Genomic DNA, 18,871 nt, shown 5'->3' with positions numbered 1-18,871 from the left:
GTTCACCCCACGATGGTCGCGATGGGCAGCTTCTCGATCCGGATCGCCGACGCCTTGAACTCCGCCGTCCCCGCGATCGGGCAGTTCGCCTCGATCGTCAGGGCGTTGGTGTCCACCTCGTCGGGGAAGTGCATGGTCATGAAGGCGAGCCCGGGCCGCAGCGCGGGGTCCACCCACACCGGGGCCGTCACCGACCCGCGCCGCGAGGTCACCTGGACGTGCTCGCCGACCACGACCCCGTAGCGCTCGGCGTCCTCCGGGCTCAGCTCGATGAACTCGCCGCGCCTCAGCGGTGAGGCGTAACCGCCGCTCTGCACGCCGGTGTTGTACGAGTCGAGGCGCCGGCCGGTGGTGAGCCGGATCGGGTACCGCTCGTCGGTGAGGTCCACGGGCGGGTCGTGCTGCACGATCCCGAAGGGCGCGAGCGGGCCGCGCCGGGCGGGGTCGGCCTCCCATAACCGGCCGTGCAGATAGGTCGGTTCGATGCCGTCCGTGCTCGGGCAGGGCCACTGGATGCCCTGGTGCTCCTCCAGGCGCTCGTACGTCATGCCGTAGTGGTCGGGAGAGACGGACCGCAGCTCGTTCCACACGCTCTCGGCGTCGGCGTACTTCCAGTCGTGGCCGAGGCGGGCCGCGAGGTCGCAGATGATGTCGATGTCCTCGCGGGCCTCGCCGGGCGGGCTGACGGCCTTGCGGACGCGCTGGACGCGCCGCTCGCTGTTGGTGGTGGTGCCGTCGGTCTCCGCCCAGCCGGCGGTGGCCGGCAGGACGACGTCCGCCAGCTCGGCCGTCTTCGTCAGGAAGATGTCCTGCACGACCAGGAAGTCCAGGGCCTTCAGCCGCCGTACGGCCTGCTCGCTGTCGGCCTCCGACTGGGCCGGGTTCTCGCCGATGCAGTAGACGGCCTCGAGTGAGCCGTCCTCCATCGCCTCGAACATCTCGGTGAGGTTCAGGCCGTAGTGCGGCTGGATCACGGTGTCCCAGGCCGACTCGAACTTCAGCCGGGCGTCCGGGTCGAGGATGTCCTGGAACCCGGGCAGCCGGTTGGGGATCGCGCCCATGTCGCCGCCGCCCTGCACGTTGTTCTGCCCGCGCAGGGGTTGCAGGCCCGAGCCGTAGCGGCCGACGTGCCCGGTGAGCAGGGACAGGTTGATCAACGCGCGGACGTTGTCGGTGCCGTTGTGGTGCTCGGTGATGCCGAGGGTCCAGCACAACTGGGCCCGTTCGGCCCGGGCGTAGGCGTGCGCCAGCTCGCGGATCGCGGCGGCCGGTACGCCCGTCACCTTCTCGGCGAGCGACAGCGTCCACGGCTCGACCAGGGCCTTGTACTCCTCGAAGCCGGTGGTCGCCCGCGCGATGAACGCCTCGTTCGCGAGCCCGGCGTGGATGATCTCGCGGCCGATCGCGTGCGCCATCGGGATGTCCGTGCCGACGTTGAGCCCCATCCAGCTCTCCGCCCACTCGGCGGTCGACGTCCGGCGCGGATCGACCGCGTACATCCGGGCGCCGTTCCTGATCCCCTTCAGCACGTGCTGGAAGAAGATCGGGTGCGCGAACCGGGCGTTGGAGCCCCACATCACGATGACGTCGGTGTGCTCGATCTCCTCGTACGACGACGTCCCGCCGCCCGAGCCGAACGCCGCCGACAGGCCCGCCACGCTCGGGGCGTGACAGGTGCGGTTGCAGGAGTCGACGTTGTTGGTGCCCATCACGACCCGGGCGAACTTCTGCGCCACGTAGTTCATCTCGTTGGTGGCGCGGGCGCAGCTGAACATGCCGAAGGCGTCGCGGTGGCGCCCGAGGCCGGCGGCGGCCCGGTCCAGGGCCTCCTCCCAGGTGGCCTGCCGGAACGGCTCGTCGCGGGAGTCCCTCACGAGCGGGTGGGTGAGCCGGGTGTAGGTCTTGGGGGTCCGGTCGCGTTTCCTCATGCGGCGCTCCTCAACGCGAGCAGGTCCGAGATGGCGTGCACGGTGCGCAGGGTGGGCACCTGCACGCCGGTGATCTCCGCGAGCTCGACGACCGCCGCCAGCAGCACGTCGAGTTCGAGCGGCTTGCCGCGCTCCAGGTCCTGGAGCGTGGAGGTGCGGTGGTCGCCGACCCGCTCGGCACCGGCGAGCCGGCGCTCGATGGAGACCCCGACCTCGCAGCCGAGGGCCTCGGCGACCGCCAGCGTCTCGGTCATCATGATCTCGATGACCCTGCGGGTGCCCCCGTGCAGGCACATCTGCCGCATGGTCGCGCGGGCCAGGGCGCTGATCGGGTTGAAGGAGATGTTGCCGAGCAGCTTGACCCAGATGTCGCTGCGCAGGTCCGGTTCGACCGGGCACTTCAGACCGCCCGCCTGCATGGCCTCGCTGAAGGCGAGACAGCGCGCGGAGCGACTGCGGTCGGGCTCCCCGATGGAGAACCGCGTGCCCTCCAAGTGCCGCACGATCCCCGGGCCTTCGAGCTCGGTCGCCGCGTAGACCACGCATCCGACGGCCCGTTCGGGCGCGAGCACCGCACTGACCGCGCCGCCCGGGTCGACACTCTCGACACGATGACCGTCGTACGGGCCGCCGTGCCGGTGGAAGTACCACCAGGGGATGCCGTTCTGGGCGGCGACGACCGAGGTCGTCTCGTGCAGCAAAGGCGCGATCAGCGGCCCGCACGCCGCGTACGCGTTCGCTTTCAGACCCAGGAACACGTGGTCGACCGGGCCCACTTCGGCCGGGTCGTCGGTGGCGTGGGGGCGCGCGGTGAAGTCACCGCGTGGGCTGAGCACCCGGACTCCGTGCTGCCTCATGGCCGCCAGATGCGGTCCACGGGCGATGAGATGCACCTCGGCGCCCGCGCGGTGGAGCGCGGCGCCGACGTAGGCGCCGATGGCACCGGCGCCGAGAACTGCGACTTTCACGGGAACACTCCGTTCGGTTTGAGGGATACCGCGGAGGTGGCCGCCGTCCCACCGCCCATGGGTGGCGTAGGACGCGCGGACGGCTTGTGTCGACGAAATATTGTCTACAGTATGGAGGTTGGGGCGGCAAGGGTCCGCGCGCCGACCGTTCGGCGCATGCCGGATACCGTTCACCGCATACGGTCGACGCCGCGTCTTTCCAACTCCCGTGCGGATCCCTACCGTCCGGGGTTCATGAGTCCCCCAGTCGCGCCCCCGGGCTGGAGCCGCTGGCTCGTTCCGCCCGCCGCTCTCTCCGTACACCTCTCCATCGGCCAGGCCTACGCCTGGAGCGTGTTCAAACCACCCCTCGAGTCCGCGCTCGGACTCAGCGGCACCCAGAGCGCCCTGCCCTTCCAGCTGGGCATCGTCATGCTGGGCCTGTCCGCCGCGTTCGGCGGCACGCTCGTGGAGCGCAACGGCCCGCGCTGGGCGATGACCGTCGCGCTGCTCTGCTTCTCCTCCGGCTTCCTGCTCTCCGCGCTGGGCGCGTCCCTGGAGCAGTACTGGCTGATCGTCCTCGGCTACGGCTTCGTCGGCGGCATCGGCCTCGGCATCGGCTACATCTCGCCCGTCTCCACGCTCATCAAGTGGTTCCCCGACCGGCCGGGCATGGCCACCGGCATCGCCATCATGGGCTTCGGCGGCGGCGCGCTCATCGCCTCCCCGTGGTCGGCCCAGATGCTGGAGTCGTTCGGCGGCGACAGCTCCGGCATCGCGCTCGCCTTCCTCGTGCACGGGCTGTCGTACGCCGTGTTCATGCTGCTGGGCGTGCTGCTGGTCCGGGTGCCTCGCCACGAGAAGCCCGTGGCGAGCGGGCCGAGTGTCCTCGCCGGCCCACAGGTCTCCGCGAACCGGGCCGTCCGCACGCCGCAGTTCTGGCTCCTGTGGCTCGTGCTCTGCATGAACGTCACCGCCGGCATCGGCATCCTGGAGAAGGCCGCGCCGATGATCACGGACTTCTTCGCGGACACCTCCACACCGGTGTCGGTGACGGCCGCCGCCGGATTCGTCGCGCTGCTGTCGGCGGCGAACATGGCGGGCCGCATCGGCTGGTCGTCCACGTCCGACCTCATCGGCCGCAAGAACATCTACCGCCTCTACCTGGGCGTCGGCGCCCTGATGTACGCCCTCATCGCCCTGTTCGGCGATGCCTCCAAACCGCTGTTCATCCTGTGCGCCCTGGTCATCCTCTCCTTCTACGGCGGAGGTTTCGCCACGGTCCCCGCCTATCTGAAGGACCTGTTCGGCACCTACCAGGTCGGTGCCATCCACGGACGGCTGCTCACCGCCTGGTCCACGGCCGGGGTGCTCGGCCCGCTGATCGTCAACTGGATCGCCGACCGGCAGGAGGAGGCGGGCCGGCACGGCGCGTCCCTGTACGGGCTGTCCTTCGTCATCATGATCGGGCTGCTCGTCGTCGGCCTCGTCGCCAACGAACTGGTCCGGCCCGTCGACCCCCGCCACCACGTCCCCGCCCCGGAGGAGGCCGCCGATGTCCGGCGACAGCAGTCAGAGTCCGCCTAGCCCGGACCGGCGGTGGCTGATCACCCTCGCCTGGGTGTGGGTGGGCGTACCGCTCGCCTACGGGCTGTACGAGCTCGTCCGGAAGGCGACGCAGTTGTTCACCGGGTAGGCGGCACCGCGCCGGGCGGGCGTTCGTCAGGAGTCCGGGCGTCCGGGCTCCTGACCGAAGCTGACAACCCCGGCGCCGGTTTCCTGTCACCTTGGCTGCCCTCGTACCCGTGAGTCACTGATCAGACTGGTGGATCCGCTACCCAAGGCAACGAGGGGGACCCACCCAATGAACGGCTCGCGCATCGCCGCCGTCGGCCACTACCAGCCCGCCCAGGTGCTCACCAACGAGGACCTGGCGGGCCTGGTGGACACCAGTGACGAGTGGATCAGGAGCCGGGTGGGCATCCGCACGCGTCACATCGCCGGACCCGACGAGCCGGTCGACGAACTGGCCGCCCACGCCGCGGCCAAGGCGCTCGCCGCCGCCGGACTGACCCCGGCGGACATCGACCTGGTGCTGGTCGCCACCTCCACGGCCGTCGACCGCTCGCCCAACATGGCGGCCAGGGTCGCGGCCCGCCTGGGCATCCCGCAGGCCGCCACCATGGACCTCAACGTCGTGTGCGCCGGCTTCACCCACGCCCTGGCCACCGCCGACCACGCCGTCCGCGCGGGCGGCGCGAGCAGGGTGCTGGTCATCGGGGCCGACAAGATGTCCGAGGTGACCGACTGGAGCGACCGCACCACCTGTGTGCTCGTCGGGGACGGGGCCGGGGCCGCTGTGGTGGAGGCCGCGGGCGAGCCGGGGATCGGGCCGGTGCTGTGGGGCTCGGTGCCCGAGATGGGCAACGCGGTCCGCATCGAGGGCACCCCACCGCGCTTCGCCCAGGAGGGGCAGAGCGTCTACCGCTGGGCCACCACGCAGCTGCCGCCCATCGCGCGCAAGGCCTGCGAGCGGGCCGGGCTGGAGCCGGCCGACCTCGCCGGAGTGGTGCTGCACCAGGCGAACCTGCGCATCATCGAACCCCTCGCGGAGAAGATCGGCGCCGTCAACGCGGTCGTGGCCCGCGATGTCACCGAGTCCGGCAACACCTCGGCCGCGAGCATCCCGCTGGCCTTCTCCAAGCTGGTCGAGCGGGGGGCACTCACCACGGGCGACCCGGTGCTGCTGTTCGGCTTCGGCGGGAACCTCTCGTACGCGGGGCAGGTCGTGCGCTGCCCTTGAGCAACCACCGCGATGTGACGCGGTCAACTCCCCGAAAGCCTGGCTGTTGTGCGCCGTAGACTGTAGACGAAAGACAATCAATACTGACTCTGCGGCGATACCGGCTCGCGCCGCGCTCTGCACGGCCCTGCCGAGGAGGGGGACCGCGATGCTGTCGACAGGCCTGCCCCAGGGGGCGGTACCCAAGCTGGAACGCCCGGGTCCGCTGCGCGACCGTGTCTACGAGGCACTGCTCGAACTCATCACCACGCGTGCGCTCCAGCCCGGCCAGCATCTCGTCGAGAGCGAACTTGCCGGGCACCTCGGCGTCTCCCGGCAGCCGGTGCGCGAGGCGTTGCAGCGGCTCAACACCGAGGGGTGGGTCGATCTGCGGCCCGCCCAGGGCGCGTTCGTGCACGAGCCGACGGAGGAGGAGGCCGACCAGCTCCTCACGGTCCGTACGCTCCTGGAGGCCGAGGCGGCCCGGCTCGCGGCGGCCAATGCGACCAGCGCGGGCATCGCCGCCCTGGAAGCGCTGTGCGCGGAGGGCGAGAACGCCGTCGAGGCCGACGACGTGGACGGGGCCGTCGCCATGAACGCCCGGTTCCACGCCAAGATCATGGAGCTGGCCGGCAACGCGGTCCTCGCCGAACTCGCCGCCCAGGTCGACCGGCGGGTGCGCTGGTACTACACGCCGGTGGCCCGCCGCCGTGGTCACCAGTCCTGGATCGAGCACCGCGAACTCATCGCCGCGGTCTCCGACCGGGACGAACAGCGCGCCACCGAACTGATGCGCGCCCACACGGAGCACACGCGCCGGTCGTACCACGCGCGGGCACGCGCCTAGGGCACTGTCGTCACACCTCGGCGGAAGACCGCCCGGTTTCAGGGCTGGGCGACGCCGTCGCGGCAGCGGCTGCGTCGCCGGTCCCGGGAGGTCCGCAGTCAGTGGGGTATGTCAGAGTCTGCGCATGCTCGAGATCGTGGTGAAGACGGAGAACCGGGAGCGGCACGTCCGTGTGTCCGCCGAGGAGCTGGGAGGGCTGGTCCGGCGGATCGGTGCTGACGGTGACCGGTTCCTGGTGGTCCAGCGGATACCCGACCTGCCTGACGTCTTCGCCCAGGTGTGGCACGAGGCCGGTGGCGACTACACGCTGGAATACCGCGACGGTGCCGCTGACCGGCAGTTCCAGGCGATGGCCGACGGGCCCGGGGCCGTGATCGCGGCGCTCACCGGGTGGGCACGCCAGGAGGCCGGATGGGACGGTGGTCTGGCTTGGTCGTTGCTGGACATGGGCCCCGACCGGGAGGTGCCGCCGCTCGACCTCGGCGAGGACGAGCGCGAGGAGTTGGAGAAGCGCGTCCGTCAGGTGCTGGTCGGCGGCTACGCCTCTCGCGCCGAACTGGCCGAGCTCGCCGAGGACTACTTGGTCACCGCTGACCGCCGGCCCGTCTCGCGCGAGCAGGCACAGTGGCTGGCCGACCGGCTGTGGCTGGAGCGGGTCGCTGAGCAGGCCACGTGGCAGGGCGAGACGGACCCCGAGCGGCTGACCCGCGCGTTCACCGCCCTGCGGGATGCCGGTATCACGGCCCGCGAGAACTTCACCTGTTGCCGTAGCTGTGGCCAGTCCGAGATCGGTGGTGAAGGCGGGCCCGACGCCCGCGGCTTCGTCTACTTCCACGCCCAGTGCACGGATTCTGCCGCAGCCGGCCACGGACTGATGCTCCTGTACGGCGGTTTCGACGGCTCGTCGGAGACCACCGCGGCCATTGGTCACGAGGTCGTGGCCGCGCTCGAGGCAGTCGGTCTCCACGCCGAGTGGGACCATGACCCCGGCCGGGCCATCACCGTCACCCCCCTGGACTGGCGCCGGCGCCTGATCGGCTAGGGACCGATCGTCGGACGATGCGGTTCGCCTCGGAGCCATGGTGTTCCCGCCGACGAGGATCAGGGCGAGCGGGTGGCGCGGTGCAGCTCCCCGGCTTTGTCCTGTGAGTGGAAGAAGTCGGGGGCAATTCCTGCGCGACTTCTTCCCACCTCCGGCAGCCACTGCTACGTTCCCTCCGAAAGCACGCCACCGAGGTGGCGGAAAACCGGCGCGCACAGGCCGATCGAGGCGGGGAGGGGCTCGTGAGACGTATGACCGCACGACCCGCGAACGCCCACCAGGCCCGGCTGCTCAAGCTGTTGCGTGACGGCGGCCCCAACTCCCGGGCACAGCTCGGCGATCAGGTCGACCTCTCGCGGTCCAAGCTGGCCGTGGAGGTGGACCGGCTGCTCGAGACGGGGCTGGTCGTGGCCGACGGACTCGCCGCCTCGCGCGGTGGCCGCCGTTCCCACAACATCCGGCTCAACCCCGAACTGCGCTTCCTGGGCGTCGACATCGGCGCGACCTCCATCGACGTCGCCGTCACCAACGCCGAACTGGAGACGCTCGGGCACCTCAACCACCCCATGGACGTGCGCGAGGGCCCGGTCGCGGTCTTCGAGCAGGTCCTCGCCATGGCCGCGAAACTGAGGGCCTCCGGGCTCGCGGAGGGGTTCGACGGCGCCGGCATCGGCGTCCCCGGCCCGGTCCGCTTCCCCGAGGGCGTCCCGGTGGCGCCGCCGATCATGCCGGGCTGGGACGGCTTCCCCGTGCGGGAGGCGCTCAGCCAGGAACTCGGCTGCCCGGTCATGGTCGACAACGACGTGAACCTCATGGCGATGGGGGAGCAGCACGCGGGCGTCGCCCGCACCGTCGCCGACTTCCTCTGCGTCAAGATCGGCACCGGCATCGGCTGCGGCATCGTCGTCGGCGGTGAGGTCTACCGCGGTACGACGGGCAGCGCCGGCGACATCGGGCACATCCAGGCCGTCCCCGACGGCCGCCCGTGCGCCTGCGGCAACCGGGGCTGCCTGGAGGCCCACTTCAGCGGGGCGGCCCTCGCCCGCGACGCCCTGGAGGCCGCCCAGCAGGGCCGCTCGGCCGAACTGGCCTCGCGGCTGGAGATGAACGGCGGCCTCACCGCCGTCGACGTCGCCGCCGCGGCCTCCGCGGGGGACGCCACCGCCCTCGATCTGATCCGCGAGGGCGGCAACCGCACCGGCCAGGTCATCGCCGGCCTGGTCAGCTTCTTCAACCCGGGTCTCGTGGTGATCGGCGGCGGGGTGACCGGCCTCGGCCACACCCTGCTCGCCGCGATCCGCACCCAGGTCTACCGCCAGTCGCTGCCGCTGGCGACCCGCAACCTGCCCATCGTCCTGGGCGAGTTGGGTCCCACCGCGGGAGTCATCGGCGCGGCCCGGCTCATCAGCGACCACCTGTTCTCTCCCGCTTAAGCACTGAGTTCAGTACGGCGTACCAGCACCGCGCTCTGCTTCGCCCTGCCCTGCAACCGGCCCGCACGCCCGCCAAGGGGACCTCATGGCACCAGAACCACCGCTGCTCAGCATGTCCCGTATCACCAAGTCGTTCCCCGGAGTCCGGGCCCTCGACGGCGTCGACCTCGACGTCCAGGCCGGCGAGGTGCACTGTCTGCTCGGCCAGAACGGGGCCGGCAAATCGACCCTCATCAAAGTCCTGGCCGGCGCCCACCAGCCCGACACCGGCCGGCTCCGCTGGCGCGGGGAGGAGGTCACGCTCCGCTCGCCGATCGCCGCCATGCGCCTCGGCATCGCCACCATCTACCAGGAACTCGACCTGGTGGAGCACCTCTCCGTCGCCGAGAACGTCCACCTCGGGCACGAGCCGACCGCCGCCGGCTTCGTCGTCCGCGGCAAGGCCGCGAGGGCGTCAACGGCGGTCATACTCAAGCGACTCGGTCATCCCGAGATCGATCCGGCCCGGCTCGTCGGAGAGCTGTCGGCCGCGCAGCAGCAGATCGTGTCCATGGCCCGGGCGCTCTCCCACGACGTGCGGCTCATCGTGATGGACGAACCGTCCGCAGCGCTCGACCCGGACGAGGTGGACAACCTCTTCCGTATCGTCGGTGACCTCACCGCCGCCGGAGTCGCCGTCGTCTACATCTCCCACCGGCTGGAGGAGATCCGCCGCATCGGCGACCGGGTCACCGTCCTGAAGGACGGCCGGGCCGTGGCGAACGGGCTCCCGGCGAAGTCGACCCCGACGCGCGAGGTCGTCGCATTGATGACGGGCCGCAACGTCGAGTACGTCTTCCCCGGCCGCCCCGCCGCCCCGCCGCCCGGCGAGCCGGTGCTGAGGGTCCAGGGGCTGTCCAGGCACGGGGAGTTCGAGCCGTTCGACCTGGAGGTGCGGCCCGGCGAGATCGTCGGCCTCGCCGGACTCGTCGGCTCGGGCCGCTCCGAGATCCTGGAGACCGTCTACGGCGCCCGCAAACCGACGGCCGGTCAAGTACTGGTCGGCGGGCGGGCCTTGAAGCCGGGCAGTGTCCGGGCCGCCGTACGGGCCGGACTCGGGCTCGCTCCCGAGGAACGCAAGGCGCAGGCCCTGCTGATGCTGGAGTCCGTCACCCGCAACGTGTCGGTGTCCTCCATGTCCCGCTTCGCACGCGGCGGCTGGATCGACCGGGGCGCCGAACTGGGTGCCGCCCGGGCCGCGACCCGTGAGCTGTCGCTGCGGCCGGACAACCCGTCCGTGCCCGTGCGCACCCTGTCCGGCGGCAACCAGCAGAAGGCCGTCCTGGCCCGCTGGCTGCTGCGCGGCTGCAAGGTGCTGCTGCTCGACGAACCCACCCGCGGCGTCGACGTCGGTGCCCGCGCCGAGCTCTACGCGGTGATCCGCCGGCTGGCCGACGAGGGCCTGGCCGTGCTGCTGGTCTCCAGCGAGGTGCCCGAGGTGCTCGGCCTCGCCGACCGCGTCCTGGTGCTGCGCGAGGGCCGTGTCGTCCACACGGCACCCGCGCGCGAACTCGACGAACACCGCGTACTCGACCTGGTCATGGAAGGAAGCCCGGCGTCATGACGCAGCCCGTCTCCCCGCCGCGGGACAGCACCGCCAAGGTGCCCGAGGCTCAGCCCCCGGCCTGGCGCGGCCTGCTGGCCCGCACCGACGTCCGCACCCTCTCCCTGCTCGGCGTGCTCGCCGCGCTGATCCTCGTCGGCGGCATCACCAAGCCCGACGAGTTCCTCGACACCCGCAACCTGCAACTGGTCCTCACCCAGGCCTCCGTGGTCGGCGTCGTCACCGTCGGCATGACCTTCGTCATCATCTCCGGCGGCATCGACCTGTCGGTCGGCGCGATCGTCGCCCTCGCCTCGGTGTGGGCGACCACCGTCGCCACCCAGGAGTACGGCTTCGCCGGCATCCTCTTCACGGCGATCGTCGTCGGAGTCGGCTGCGGACTGGTCAACGGCGTGCTCATCGCCTACGGCTCGATGGTGCCGTTCATCGCCACCCTCGCCATGCTGGCCTCCGCCCGCGGACTCGCCCTGCAGATCACCGACGGCAAGACGCAGATCGTCACCGTGCCGTCCGTCCTGGACCTGGGGGAGCGCGACGCCTACGTCCTCGGCGTACCGCCCCTGGTCCTGGTGTTCGCCGTGGTGACGGTCATCGGCTGGCTGGTGCTCAACCGCACCACCTTCGGCCGCCGCACGGTCGCCGTCGGAGGCAACCCGGAGGCGGCCCGGCTCGCCGGCATCGACGTGCGCCGCCAGCGGCTCTACCTCTACCTGCTGTCCGGGCTGTGCTGCGGCATCGCGGCCTTCCTGCTGATCGTCCTGTCCGGCTCCGGCCAGAACACCAACGGCAACCTCTACGAACTCGACGCCATCGCCGCCGCGATCATCGGCGGCACCCTGCTCACCGGCGGCCGCGGCACCATCACCGGCTCCGTGCTCGGCGTCCTGATCTTCTTCACGATCACCAACATCTTCGCCCTGAACAACCTGCAGAGCGACGTCCAGCAGATCGCCAAGGGCGCGATCATCGTCGCCGCCGTGCTGGTCCAGCGCCGTACCGCGAGCACGACCTGAGGAAAGGGTTCCCCGCCATGCCAGAGAACACGAGCCGCAGAGGACTGCTCTTCGGGGCCGCCGCCGTCTCCGCCGGTGCCCTCCTCACGGGGTGCACGAGCAACGAGCCGTCCGAGTCGAAGGACGAGCCGGCCGGCAGCAATCAGCCGGCCGCCGACGACAGGCCCGGCAAGCAGGTCACCATCGGCTTCGCCGGACCGCAGGCCGACCACGGCTGGCTGAACGCCATCAACGACAACGCCAAGAGCCGCGCCGAGAAGTACTCCGACGTCACCCTGGAGATCACCGAGGGCTCCAACGACACCGCCCAGCAGATCGGCCAGATCGAGACCCTCATCAACAAGAAGGTCGACGTGCTGGTCGTGCTGCCCGCCGACGGCAAGGCCCTCACCCAGGTCGGCCTGAAGGCGATGCGCGCCGGCATCCCGGTCGTCAACCTCGACCGCATCTTCAACACCCCGCAGGCGTACCGCTGCTGGATCGGCGGCGACAACTACGGCATGGGCCTGAACGCCGGGCACTACATCGGCGAGAAGCTCAAGGGCAAGTCCGGCGCCCGCGTCATCGAACTCGCGGGCCTGGACAACCTGGAGCTCACCAAGCAGCGCACCCAGGGCTTCGACGACGCCCTGAAGAACTACCCCAACATCAAGAAGGTCGCCCGCCAGGCCGCCGAGTTCACCGTCGAGTCGGGGCAGGCCAAGATGGCCCAGCTGCTCCAGGCGCAGTCGAAGTTCGACGCGCTGTGGAACCACGACGACGACCAGGGCGTGGGCGCGCTGCGCGCCATCGAGCAGGCCGGACGCGACGACTTCCTGATGGTCGGCGGCGCGGGCGCGCTGTCCGCGTTCCAGGCCATCAAGCAGGACGACGGCGTCCTCAAGGCGACCGTGCTCTACCCGCCGACCATGGCGGCCTCCGCGATCGACCTGGCCCGCGCACTCGGCCAGAGCAAGGGCATCGGCGGCCTCGCCGAGTTCGAGATCCCGTCGTCGCTCACGCTCTACTCGGCCGTCGTCGACAAGACCAACGTCGACCAGTACATGTCCACCGGCTTCAAGTGAGCCGCCCCGCACCCCCCACGTGCGCCACCCCGACCAGGACGAGGAGGACACCCGTATGGGACAGCCGCAGCAGCCGTCGGAAGGGACCGAGAAAGGCAAGCCGCCCTTGCGCGTCGGGATGGTGGGCTACGCCTTCATGGGCGCCGCCCACTCCCAGGGCTGGCGCACCGCGGGCCGCGTCTTCGACCTGCCGCTGAACCCGGTGCAGGCGGTGATCTGCGGCCGGGACGCCACCGCCGTCCGGGCGGCGGCCGACCGGCACGGCTGGGAGTCCACCGAGACCGACTGGCGGGCCCTCGTCGAACGGGACGACGTCGACCTCGTCGACATCTGCACCCCCGGCGACAGCCACGCCGAGATCGCGCTCGCCGCCCTGGCCGCGGGCAAGCACGTGCTGTGCGAGAAGCCGCTGGCCAACAGCGTGGAGGAAGCCACCACGATGGCACTGGCCGCCGAGGAGGCCCACGCCCGCGGCCGGCTGGCGATGGTCGGCTTCAACTACCGCCGGGTGCCCGCCACCGCCCAGGCCCGCCGCATGGTCGCCGAGGGCCGCCTGGGCAGGCTGCGGCACGTGCGCGTGACGTACCTCCAGGACTGGCTGGTCGACCCGGCGTTCCCGCTGACCTGGCGGCTGCGCAGGGAACAGGCCGGCTCGGGCTCGCTCGGCGACCTGGGCGCGCACATCGTCGACCTGGCGCAGTACCTGGTCGGGGAACCGCTGGCGGGCGTCTCGGCGCTGACGGAGACCTTCGTGCGGGAACGGCCCCTGCCCACCGGCGCGACCAGTGGACTGTCCGCCGTCAGCTCAGCGGGCACCGGTCAGGTCACCGTCGACGACGCCGCCCTGTTCACGGCCCGCTTCCCCTCCGGCGCGCTCGCCTCCTTCGAGGCCACCCGCTACGCCACCGGCCGCAAGAACGCCCTGCGCATCGAACTCAACGGGGAGCGCGGCTCGCTCGCCTTCGACCTGGAGCGCCTCAACGAGCTGTCCTTCCACGACGCCACCGAGCCCGGGGCGGAGGCCGGGTTCCGACGGATCCTCGTCACCGAACCCGACCACCCCTACCTGGACGCCTGGTGGCCGCCGGGTCACGGCCTCGGCTACGAGCACACCTTCGTGCACCAGGCCCGCGACCTCGTGCACGCCATCGCCGAGGGCCGCCGCCCCGAACCCTCCTTCGCCGACGGGCTCCAGGTGCAGCGCGTGCTCGCGGCGGTCGAGGAGAGCGCCGAGAAGAACTCCGTCTACACGCCGATCACGGTCTGAGGAGGCCATGAGGATGCCGCGCACCTTCACCCTGTTCACCGGCCAGTGGGCGGACCTGCCACTGGAGGAGGTCTGCCGCCTGGCCCGCGACTTCGGCTACGACGGCCTCGAACTCGCCTGCTGGGGAGACCACTTCGAAGTCGACAAGGCGCTGAGCGATCCCTCCTATGTGGACTCCAGGCACCAGCTCCTCGACAAGTACGGCCTGAAGTGCTGGGCGATCTCCAACCACCTGGCCGGTCAGGCCGTCTGCGACGCCATCATCGACGAACGCCACCAGGCGATCCTGCCGGAGGCGATCTGGGGCGACGGAGACCCGGAAGGGGTCCGGCAGCGGGCCGCCGAGCGCATGAAGGACACCGCGCGGGCCGCGGCCGCCTTCGGCGTCGACACCGTCATCGGCTTCACCGGCTCCGCCATCTGGCACCTGGTCGCCATGTTCCCGCCCGCGCCCGAGGCGATGATCGAACGCGGCTATCAGGACTTCGCCGACCGCTGGAACCCGATCCTGGACGTCTTCGACGCCGAGGGCGTGCGATTCGCGCACGAGGTGCACCCCAGCGAGATCGCCTACGACTACTGGACGACGCAGCGCGCCCTGGAGGCCGTCGGGAACCGCACGGCGTTCGGCCTGAACTTCGACCCCTCGCACTTCGTGTGGCAGGACCTCGACCCGGTCGGCTTCCTGTGGGACTTCCGCGACCGGATCTACCACGTCGACTGCAAGGAGGCCCGCAAGCGCCTGGACGGGCGCAACGGCCGGCTCGGCTCCCATCTGCCCTGGGGCGACCCGCGGCGCGGCTGGGACTTCGTCTCCGCCGGGCACGGAGACGTCCCCTGGGAGGACGTCTTCCGGATGCTGCGCTCCATCGACTACCAGGGCCCGATCTCGGTCGAGTGGGAGGACGCCGGCATGGACCGGCTGCAAGGCGCCCCCGAGGCGCTGACCCGCCTCAAGGGCTTCGACTTCGATCCGCCCGGCGCGTCCTTCGACGCCGCGTTCAACAGCTGACCCACGGCTTTCCCCAGGACGCGACCACCCTGCCGGATGCGTCCAGGACACACACCTCCGGGGTGACGTCGCACCCCGGCGCCCGCACCGCACGTCCACGCACCCACCCCGTACGGCCACCCCGTTCCCGGAGGGACCTCGTGCACAGAACCAGACCCAGAAGCACCCGCACCCCCAGGCGCAGCGGACTTCGCACCACCGTCGCCCTGTTCACCGGCCTGCTTCTCGCCGTCGGTACCCCCGCCACCGTCGCCGGCGCCCACCCCGGGCATCCCGGATACGACGAACCGGCAGCCGCCGAAGGGCAGTTCCAGCAGGTGCCGCTCGCCAAGGGCGCGCCCGAGACGGGCGAGCCGATGTCGCTCGCCGTACTCCCGAACCGCAGCGTCCTGCACACCGCACGCGACGGCACACTGCGTCTGACCGACCAGGGCGGTGTCACCAAGGTCGCCGGCCGACTCGACGTCTACAACCACGACGAGGAGGGCCTCCAGGGCGTCGGCGTCGACCCGGACTTCAAGAACAACCGGGCGATCTACCTCTACTACGCGCCGCCGCTCGACACCCCCGTGGGCGACGCCCCCGAGACCGGAACCGCCGACGACTTCAAGAAGTTCGACGGCGTCAACCGCCTCTCGCGCTTCGTCCTGAACGCCAACGGCACGCTGAACATGTCCAGTGAGAAGAAGGTGCTGGACGTCGCGGCCTCCCGCGGCATCTGCTGCCACGTCGGTGGCGACATCGACTTCGACGCGGACGGCAACCTGTACCTGTCGACCGGCGACGACACCAACCCCTTCGCCTCCGACGGCTACACCCCGATCGACGACCGGCCGGGCCGCAACCCGGCCTTCGACGCCCGCCGCAGCTCGGCCAACACCAACGACCTGCGCGGCAAGATCCTGCGCATCAAGGTCGCGGAGGACGGCTCCTACACGATCCCGGAGGGCAACCTCTTCGCCCCGGGCACCGACAAGACCCGTCCCGAGATCTACGCGATGGGCTTCCGCAATCCGTTCCGGATGAGCGTCGACGACAAGACCGGTATCGTCTACGTCGGCGACTACGGCCCCGACGCGGGCGCCGCCGACCCCAAGCGCGGACCGGCCGGACAGGTCGAGTTCGCCAAGGTGACCAAGCCCGCCAACTTCGGCTGGCCGTTCTGCACCGGCGACAACGACCCCTACGTCGACTACGACTTCGCCACCAAGGAGTCCGGCGAGACGTTCGACTGCGCCGCTCCGAAGAACACCTCGCCGCACAACACGGGCCTGGTCGACCTGCCGCCCGCGCAGGCCGCCTGGATCCCCTACGACGGCGGCTCCGTGCCCGAGTTCGGCAGCGGCTCCGAGTCCCCGATGGCCGGCCCGGTCTACCGCTACGACCCCGAACTGAACTCCAGCGTGAAGTTCCCCGAGGCCTACGACGGTGACTTCTTCGCCGGAGAGTTCGGCCGCCGCTGGATCAAGCGGATCGAGCAGACCGAAGACGGGGCGGTCGCGAAGATCAACGACTTCCCGTGGACCGGCACCCAGATCATGGACATGGAGTTCGGCCCCGACGGCGCGCTCTACGTCCTCGACTACGGCGTCTCCTGGTTCCAGGGCGACGAGCACTCCGCGCTGTACCGCATCGAGAACGCCGAGGACGGCTTCTCCCCGATCGCCGAGGTGAGCGCCGACAAGACGTCCGGAGCGGCGGGCCTGAAGGTGACGTTCACCGCCTCCGCGAAGGACGCCGACTCCCCGAACCTCACCTACAGCTGGGACTTCGGCGACGGCACCACGGGCGAGGGCCTCAACCCCACCCACCGGTACAAGAAGGTCGGCACCTACAGCGCCACCTTCACCGCCAAGGACCCCGAGGGCAACACGGGAAACGCCAGCGTCCGGATCGTGGTCGGCAACACCGAGCCCAAGGTGACGATCGAGACCCCGGGCAACGGCACCCTGGCCGCCTTCGGACAGCCCGTCCCGTTCAAGGTGAAGGTCACCGACCCCGAGGAGAGCGTCGACTGTTCCAAGGTCAAGGTCACCTACAGCCTCGGCCACGACTCCCACGCCCACGAGCTGACCAGCGAGATGGGCTGCGAGGGCACCCTGAAGCCGCCCGCCGGTGACGGCGGCCACGACCCCAACGCCAACATCTACGGTGTCGTCGGCGCCAGTTACACCGACGGCGGCGCCAACGGCCAGGAGGAGCTCACCGGCACCGCCCGCACCGTCCTGCAGCCGCTGCACCGCCAGGGCGAGCACTTCACCACCCAGTCCGGCGTCTCCGTCATCGACAAGACCGGCGCCCACGGCGGCAAGACCGTCGGCGACATCAACGACGGCGACTGGATCTCCTTCACCCCCTACCGGTTCGACGGGCAGAAGAAGCTGACCGTACGGGCCTCCTCCGGCGGCGCGGGCGGCTTCGTCGAGCTGCGCACCGGCTCGCCGGAGGGACCGCTGCACGGCTCGGCGTACATCCCGCCGACCGGCGGCTGGGAGACCTTCCAGAACGTCGACGTGCCGCTGAGGTCGCTGCCGAAGAAGACCACCGACATCTACCTGGTCTTCAAGGGCGGCGAGGGCGCGCTGTTCGACGTGGACGACTTCGAGTTCTCCAAGGAGCCGTTCAAGGGCGGCAAGAAGGTCCTGGTGTTCTCCAAGACCGCGGGCTTCCGGCACGACTCCATCCCGGCCGGCATCGCCGCCCTGAAGGAGCTCGGCGGCCCGGCCGGCATCACGGTCGACGCCACCGAGGAGGCCCGGCAGTTCACCACCACCAACCTCGCCAAGTACGACGCGGTCGCCTTCCTGTCCACCACCGGCGACGTGCTCGACGCCGGGCAGCAGAAGGCGTTCGAGGACTATGTGGCGGGCGGCGGCGGGTACATGGGCATCCACGCGGCGGCCGACACCGAGTACGACTGGGAGTTCTACGGCGGCCTCGTCGGCGCCTACTTCCACTCGCACCCGGCCATCCAGAAGGCCACCGTCCGCGTCGAGGACCACGACCACCCGTCCACCGCGCACCTGGGCGACACCTGGGAGCGCACCGACGAGTGGTACAACTACCGCACCAACCCCCGTGAGCAGGCCAAGGTCCTGGCCACCCTGGACGAGACCACCTACCAGGGCGGCACCATGAAGGGCGACCACCCGATCGCCTGGTGCCAGAGCTACGGCGGCGGCCGCTCCTTCTACACCGGCGGCGGCCACACCAAGGAGTCCTATGCCGACGAGGCCTTCCGCGCCCACCTGCTCGGCGGCCTGCGGTACGCCACCGGCCAGGTAAAGGCGGACTGCAAGCCGAGCAAGGACTACCGGAAGATCTTCAACGGCCAGACCCTGGACGGCTGGAAGCAGGCCGGACCCGGCAAGTTCACCGTCAAGGACGGCGTGATGGAGTCCGAGGGCGGCATGGGCCTGCTCTGGTACCAGGCCAAGGAGCTCAAGTCGTACTCGCTGAAGCTCGACTGGAAGATGCGGGGCGACGACAACTCCGGGATCTTCGTGGGCTTCCCGGCCTCCGACGACCCCTGGTCCGCGGTGAACAAGGGCTACGAGATCCAGATCGACGCCACGGACGCGCCCGACCGCACCACGGGCTCCGTCTACTCCTTCAAGTCGGCCAACATCAAGGCCCGTGACCAGGTTCTGCGGCCCCCCGGCCAGTGGAACTCCTACGAGATCAAGGTCCAGGGCGAACGCCTCCAGGTGTTCCTCAACGGAGTCAAGATCAACGACTTCACCAACAAGGACCCCCAGCGGAGCCTGACCGACGGCTACATCGGTCTGCAGAACCACGGCGCCGACGACCAGGTCTCCTTCCGCAACATCCAGCTCAAGGAACTGCCCGTCCAGGGCCAGTGAACGGCGGCGGGCGGGGGACGCCGGACCCCCGCCCGCCGTCTCCCCCCTCCCCCCGGGTTCGCGCACGACC

The 18,871-nt window shown here is 70.6% G+C and carries 14 protein-coding genes; 12 read left to right on the top strand and 2 right to left on the bottom strand.

Annotated elements, in window-relative coordinates:
• Window positions 1-2: 2 nt before the first annotated feature.
• Both AB0I06_RS03110 and AB0I06_RS03105 read right to left on the bottom strand, forming a co-directional pair.
• Entirely contained in the window at window positions 3-1,928 is a 1,926-nt protein-coding gene (locus AB0I06_RS03110; RefSeq protein WP_363116967.1) for a molybdopterin-dependent oxidoreductase, read from the bottom strand.
• Entirely contained in the window at window positions 1,925-2,896 is a 972-nt protein-coding gene (locus tag AB0I06_RS03105) for a 2-dehydropantoate 2-reductase (protein WP_363116966.1), read from the bottom strand. The genes AB0I06_RS03110 and AB0I06_RS03105 overlap by 4 nt, the downstream gene beginning before the upstream one ends.
• 234 nt (window positions 2,897-3,130) lie before the next feature.
• Between AB0I06_RS03105 and AB0I06_RS03100 the strand changes: the two genes are divergently transcribed.
• The 12 genes from AB0I06_RS03100 to AB0I06_RS03045 all read left to right on the top strand — a co-directional run bounded on the left by AB0I06_RS03100 (window position 3,131) and on the right by AB0I06_RS03045 (window position 18,801).
• Entirely contained in the window at window positions 3,131-4,462 is a 1,332-nt protein-coding gene (locus AB0I06_RS03100) for an OFA family MFS transporter (RefSeq protein ID WP_363116965.1), read from the top strand.
• Window positions 4,431-4,571, top strand: a complete 141-nt coding sequence (locus AB0I06_RS03095; protein ID WP_363116964.1) for a hypothetical protein — start codon at window positions 4,431-4,433, stop codon at window positions 4,569-4,571. Before AB0I06_RS03100 ends, AB0I06_RS03095 begins: the two co-directional genes overlap by 32 nt.
• A gap of 168 nt (window positions 4,572-4,739) precedes the next feature.
• On the top strand, window positions 4,740-5,678 hold the full coding sequence (locus AB0I06_RS03090) for a beta-ketoacyl-ACP synthase III (protein WP_363116963.1): 939 nt from the start codon (window positions 4,740-4,742) through the stop codon (window positions 5,676-5,678).
• A 148-nt stretch (window positions 5,679-5,826) separates the two neighbouring features.
• Entirely contained in the window at window positions 5,827-6,504 is a 678-nt protein-coding gene (locus AB0I06_RS03085; RefSeq protein ID WP_363116962.1) for a GntR family transcriptional regulator, read from the top strand.
• Window positions 6,505-6,628: 124 nt separating this feature from the next.
• Window positions 6,629-7,546: a hypothetical protein gene (locus AB0I06_RS03080; protein ID WP_363116961.1), complete on the top strand. Its 918-nt coding sequence runs from the start codon at window positions 6,629-6,631 to the stop codon at window positions 7,544-7,546.
• A 251-nt stretch (window positions 7,547-7,797) separates the two neighbouring features.
• A complete protein-coding gene (locus tag AB0I06_RS03075; protein WP_363116960.1) occupies window positions 7,798-8,979 on the top strand; it encodes an ROK family transcriptional regulator in 1,182 nt (393 codons plus the stop codon).
• A gap of 85 nt (window positions 8,980-9,064) precedes the next feature.
• The gene (locus AB0I06_RS03070) at window positions 9,065-10,582 is read left to right on the top strand and encodes a sugar ABC transporter ATP-binding protein (protein ID WP_363116959.1); all 1,518 of its coding nucleotides are present in this window, start codon (window positions 9,065-9,067) and stop codon (window positions 10,580-10,582) included.
• The gene (locus AB0I06_RS03065) at window positions 10,579-11,595 is read left to right on the top strand and encodes an ABC transporter permease (protein WP_363116958.1); all 1,017 of its coding nucleotides are present in this window, start codon (window positions 10,579-10,581) and stop codon (window positions 11,593-11,595) included. The genes AB0I06_RS03070 and AB0I06_RS03065 overlap by 4 nt, the downstream gene beginning before the upstream one ends.
• Window positions 11,596-11,612: 17 nt before the next feature.
• Window positions 11,613-12,659, top strand: a complete 1,047-nt coding sequence (locus AB0I06_RS03060; RefSeq protein WP_363116957.1) for a substrate-binding domain-containing protein — start codon at window positions 11,613-11,615, stop codon at window positions 12,657-12,659.
• A gap of 55 nt (window positions 12,660-12,714) precedes the next feature.
• Entirely contained in the window at window positions 12,715-13,926 is a 1,212-nt protein-coding gene (locus AB0I06_RS03055; protein WP_363116956.1) for a Gfo/Idh/MocA family oxidoreductase, read from the top strand.
• 13 nt (window positions 13,927-13,939) lie between these two features.
• On the top strand, window positions 13,940-14,938 hold the full coding sequence (locus tag AB0I06_RS03050) for a sugar phosphate isomerase/epimerase family protein (protein WP_363117030.1): 999 nt from the start codon (window positions 13,940-13,942) through the stop codon (window positions 14,936-14,938).
• Window positions 14,939-15,078: 140 nt separating this feature from the next.
• A complete protein-coding gene (locus AB0I06_RS03045; protein ID WP_363116955.1) occupies window positions 15,079-18,801 on the top strand; it encodes a ThuA domain-containing protein in 3,723 nt (1,240 codons plus the stop codon).
• Window positions 18,802-18,871 lie beyond the last annotated feature (70 nt).

Source organism: Streptomyces sp. NPDC050674 (assembly GCF_040654575.1).
Lineage (GTDB): Bacteria > Actinomycetota > Actinomycetes > Streptomycetales > Streptomycetaceae > Streptomyces.
The sequence above is the reverse complement of the archived record's forward strand: the minus strand, read 5'-3'. Positions and strand labels throughout refer to the sequence as shown.

Excerpts from the sequence above, each read along its gene's own strand:
- AB0I06_RS03050 (WP_363117030.1), top strand. The coding sequence starts at position 13,940 with ATGCCGCGCACCTTCACCCTGTTCACCGGCCAGTGGGCGGACCTGCCA.
- AB0I06_RS03060 (WP_363116957.1), top strand. The coding sequence starts at position 11,613 with ATGCCAGAGAACACGAGCCGCAGAGGACTGCTCTTCGGGGCCGCCGCC.
- AB0I06_RS03070 (WP_363116959.1), top strand. The coding sequence starts at position 9,065 with ATGGCACCAGAACCACCGCTGCTCAGCATGTCCCGTATCACCAAGTCG.
- AB0I06_RS03110 (WP_363116967.1), bottom strand. The coding sequence starts at position 1,928 with ATGAGGAAACGCGACCGGACCCCCAAGACCTACACCCGGCTCACCCAC.
- AB0I06_RS03080 (WP_363116961.1), top strand. The coding sequence starts at position 6,629 with ATGCTCGAGATCGTGGTGAAGACGGAGAACCGGGAGCGGCACGTCCGT.
- AB0I06_RS03075 (WP_363116960.1), top strand. The coding sequence starts at position 7,798 with ATGACCGCACGACCCGCGAACGCCCACCAGGCCCGGCTGCTCAAGCTG.
- AB0I06_RS03090 (WP_363116963.1), top strand. The coding sequence starts at position 4,740 with ATGAACGGCTCGCGCATCGCCGCCGTCGGCCACTACCAGCCCGCCCAG.
- AB0I06_RS03065 (WP_363116958.1), top strand. The coding sequence starts at position 10,579 with ATGACGCAGCCCGTCTCCCCGCCGCGGGACAGCACCGCCAAGGTGCCC.
- AB0I06_RS03095 (WP_363116964.1), top strand. The coding sequence starts at position 4,431 with ATGTCCGGCGACAGCAGTCAGAGTCCGCCTAGCCCGGACCGGCGGTGG.
- AB0I06_RS03100 (WP_363116965.1), top strand. The coding sequence starts at position 3,131 with ATGAGTCCCCCAGTCGCGCCCCCGGGCTGGAGCCGCTGGCTCGTTCCG.
- AB0I06_RS03055 (WP_363116956.1), top strand. The coding sequence starts at position 12,715 with ATGGGACAGCCGCAGCAGCCGTCGGAAGGGACCGAGAAAGGCAAGCCG.
- AB0I06_RS03085 (WP_363116962.1), top strand. The coding sequence starts at position 5,827 with ATGCTGTCGACAGGCCTGCCCCAGGGGGCGGTACCCAAGCTGGAACGC.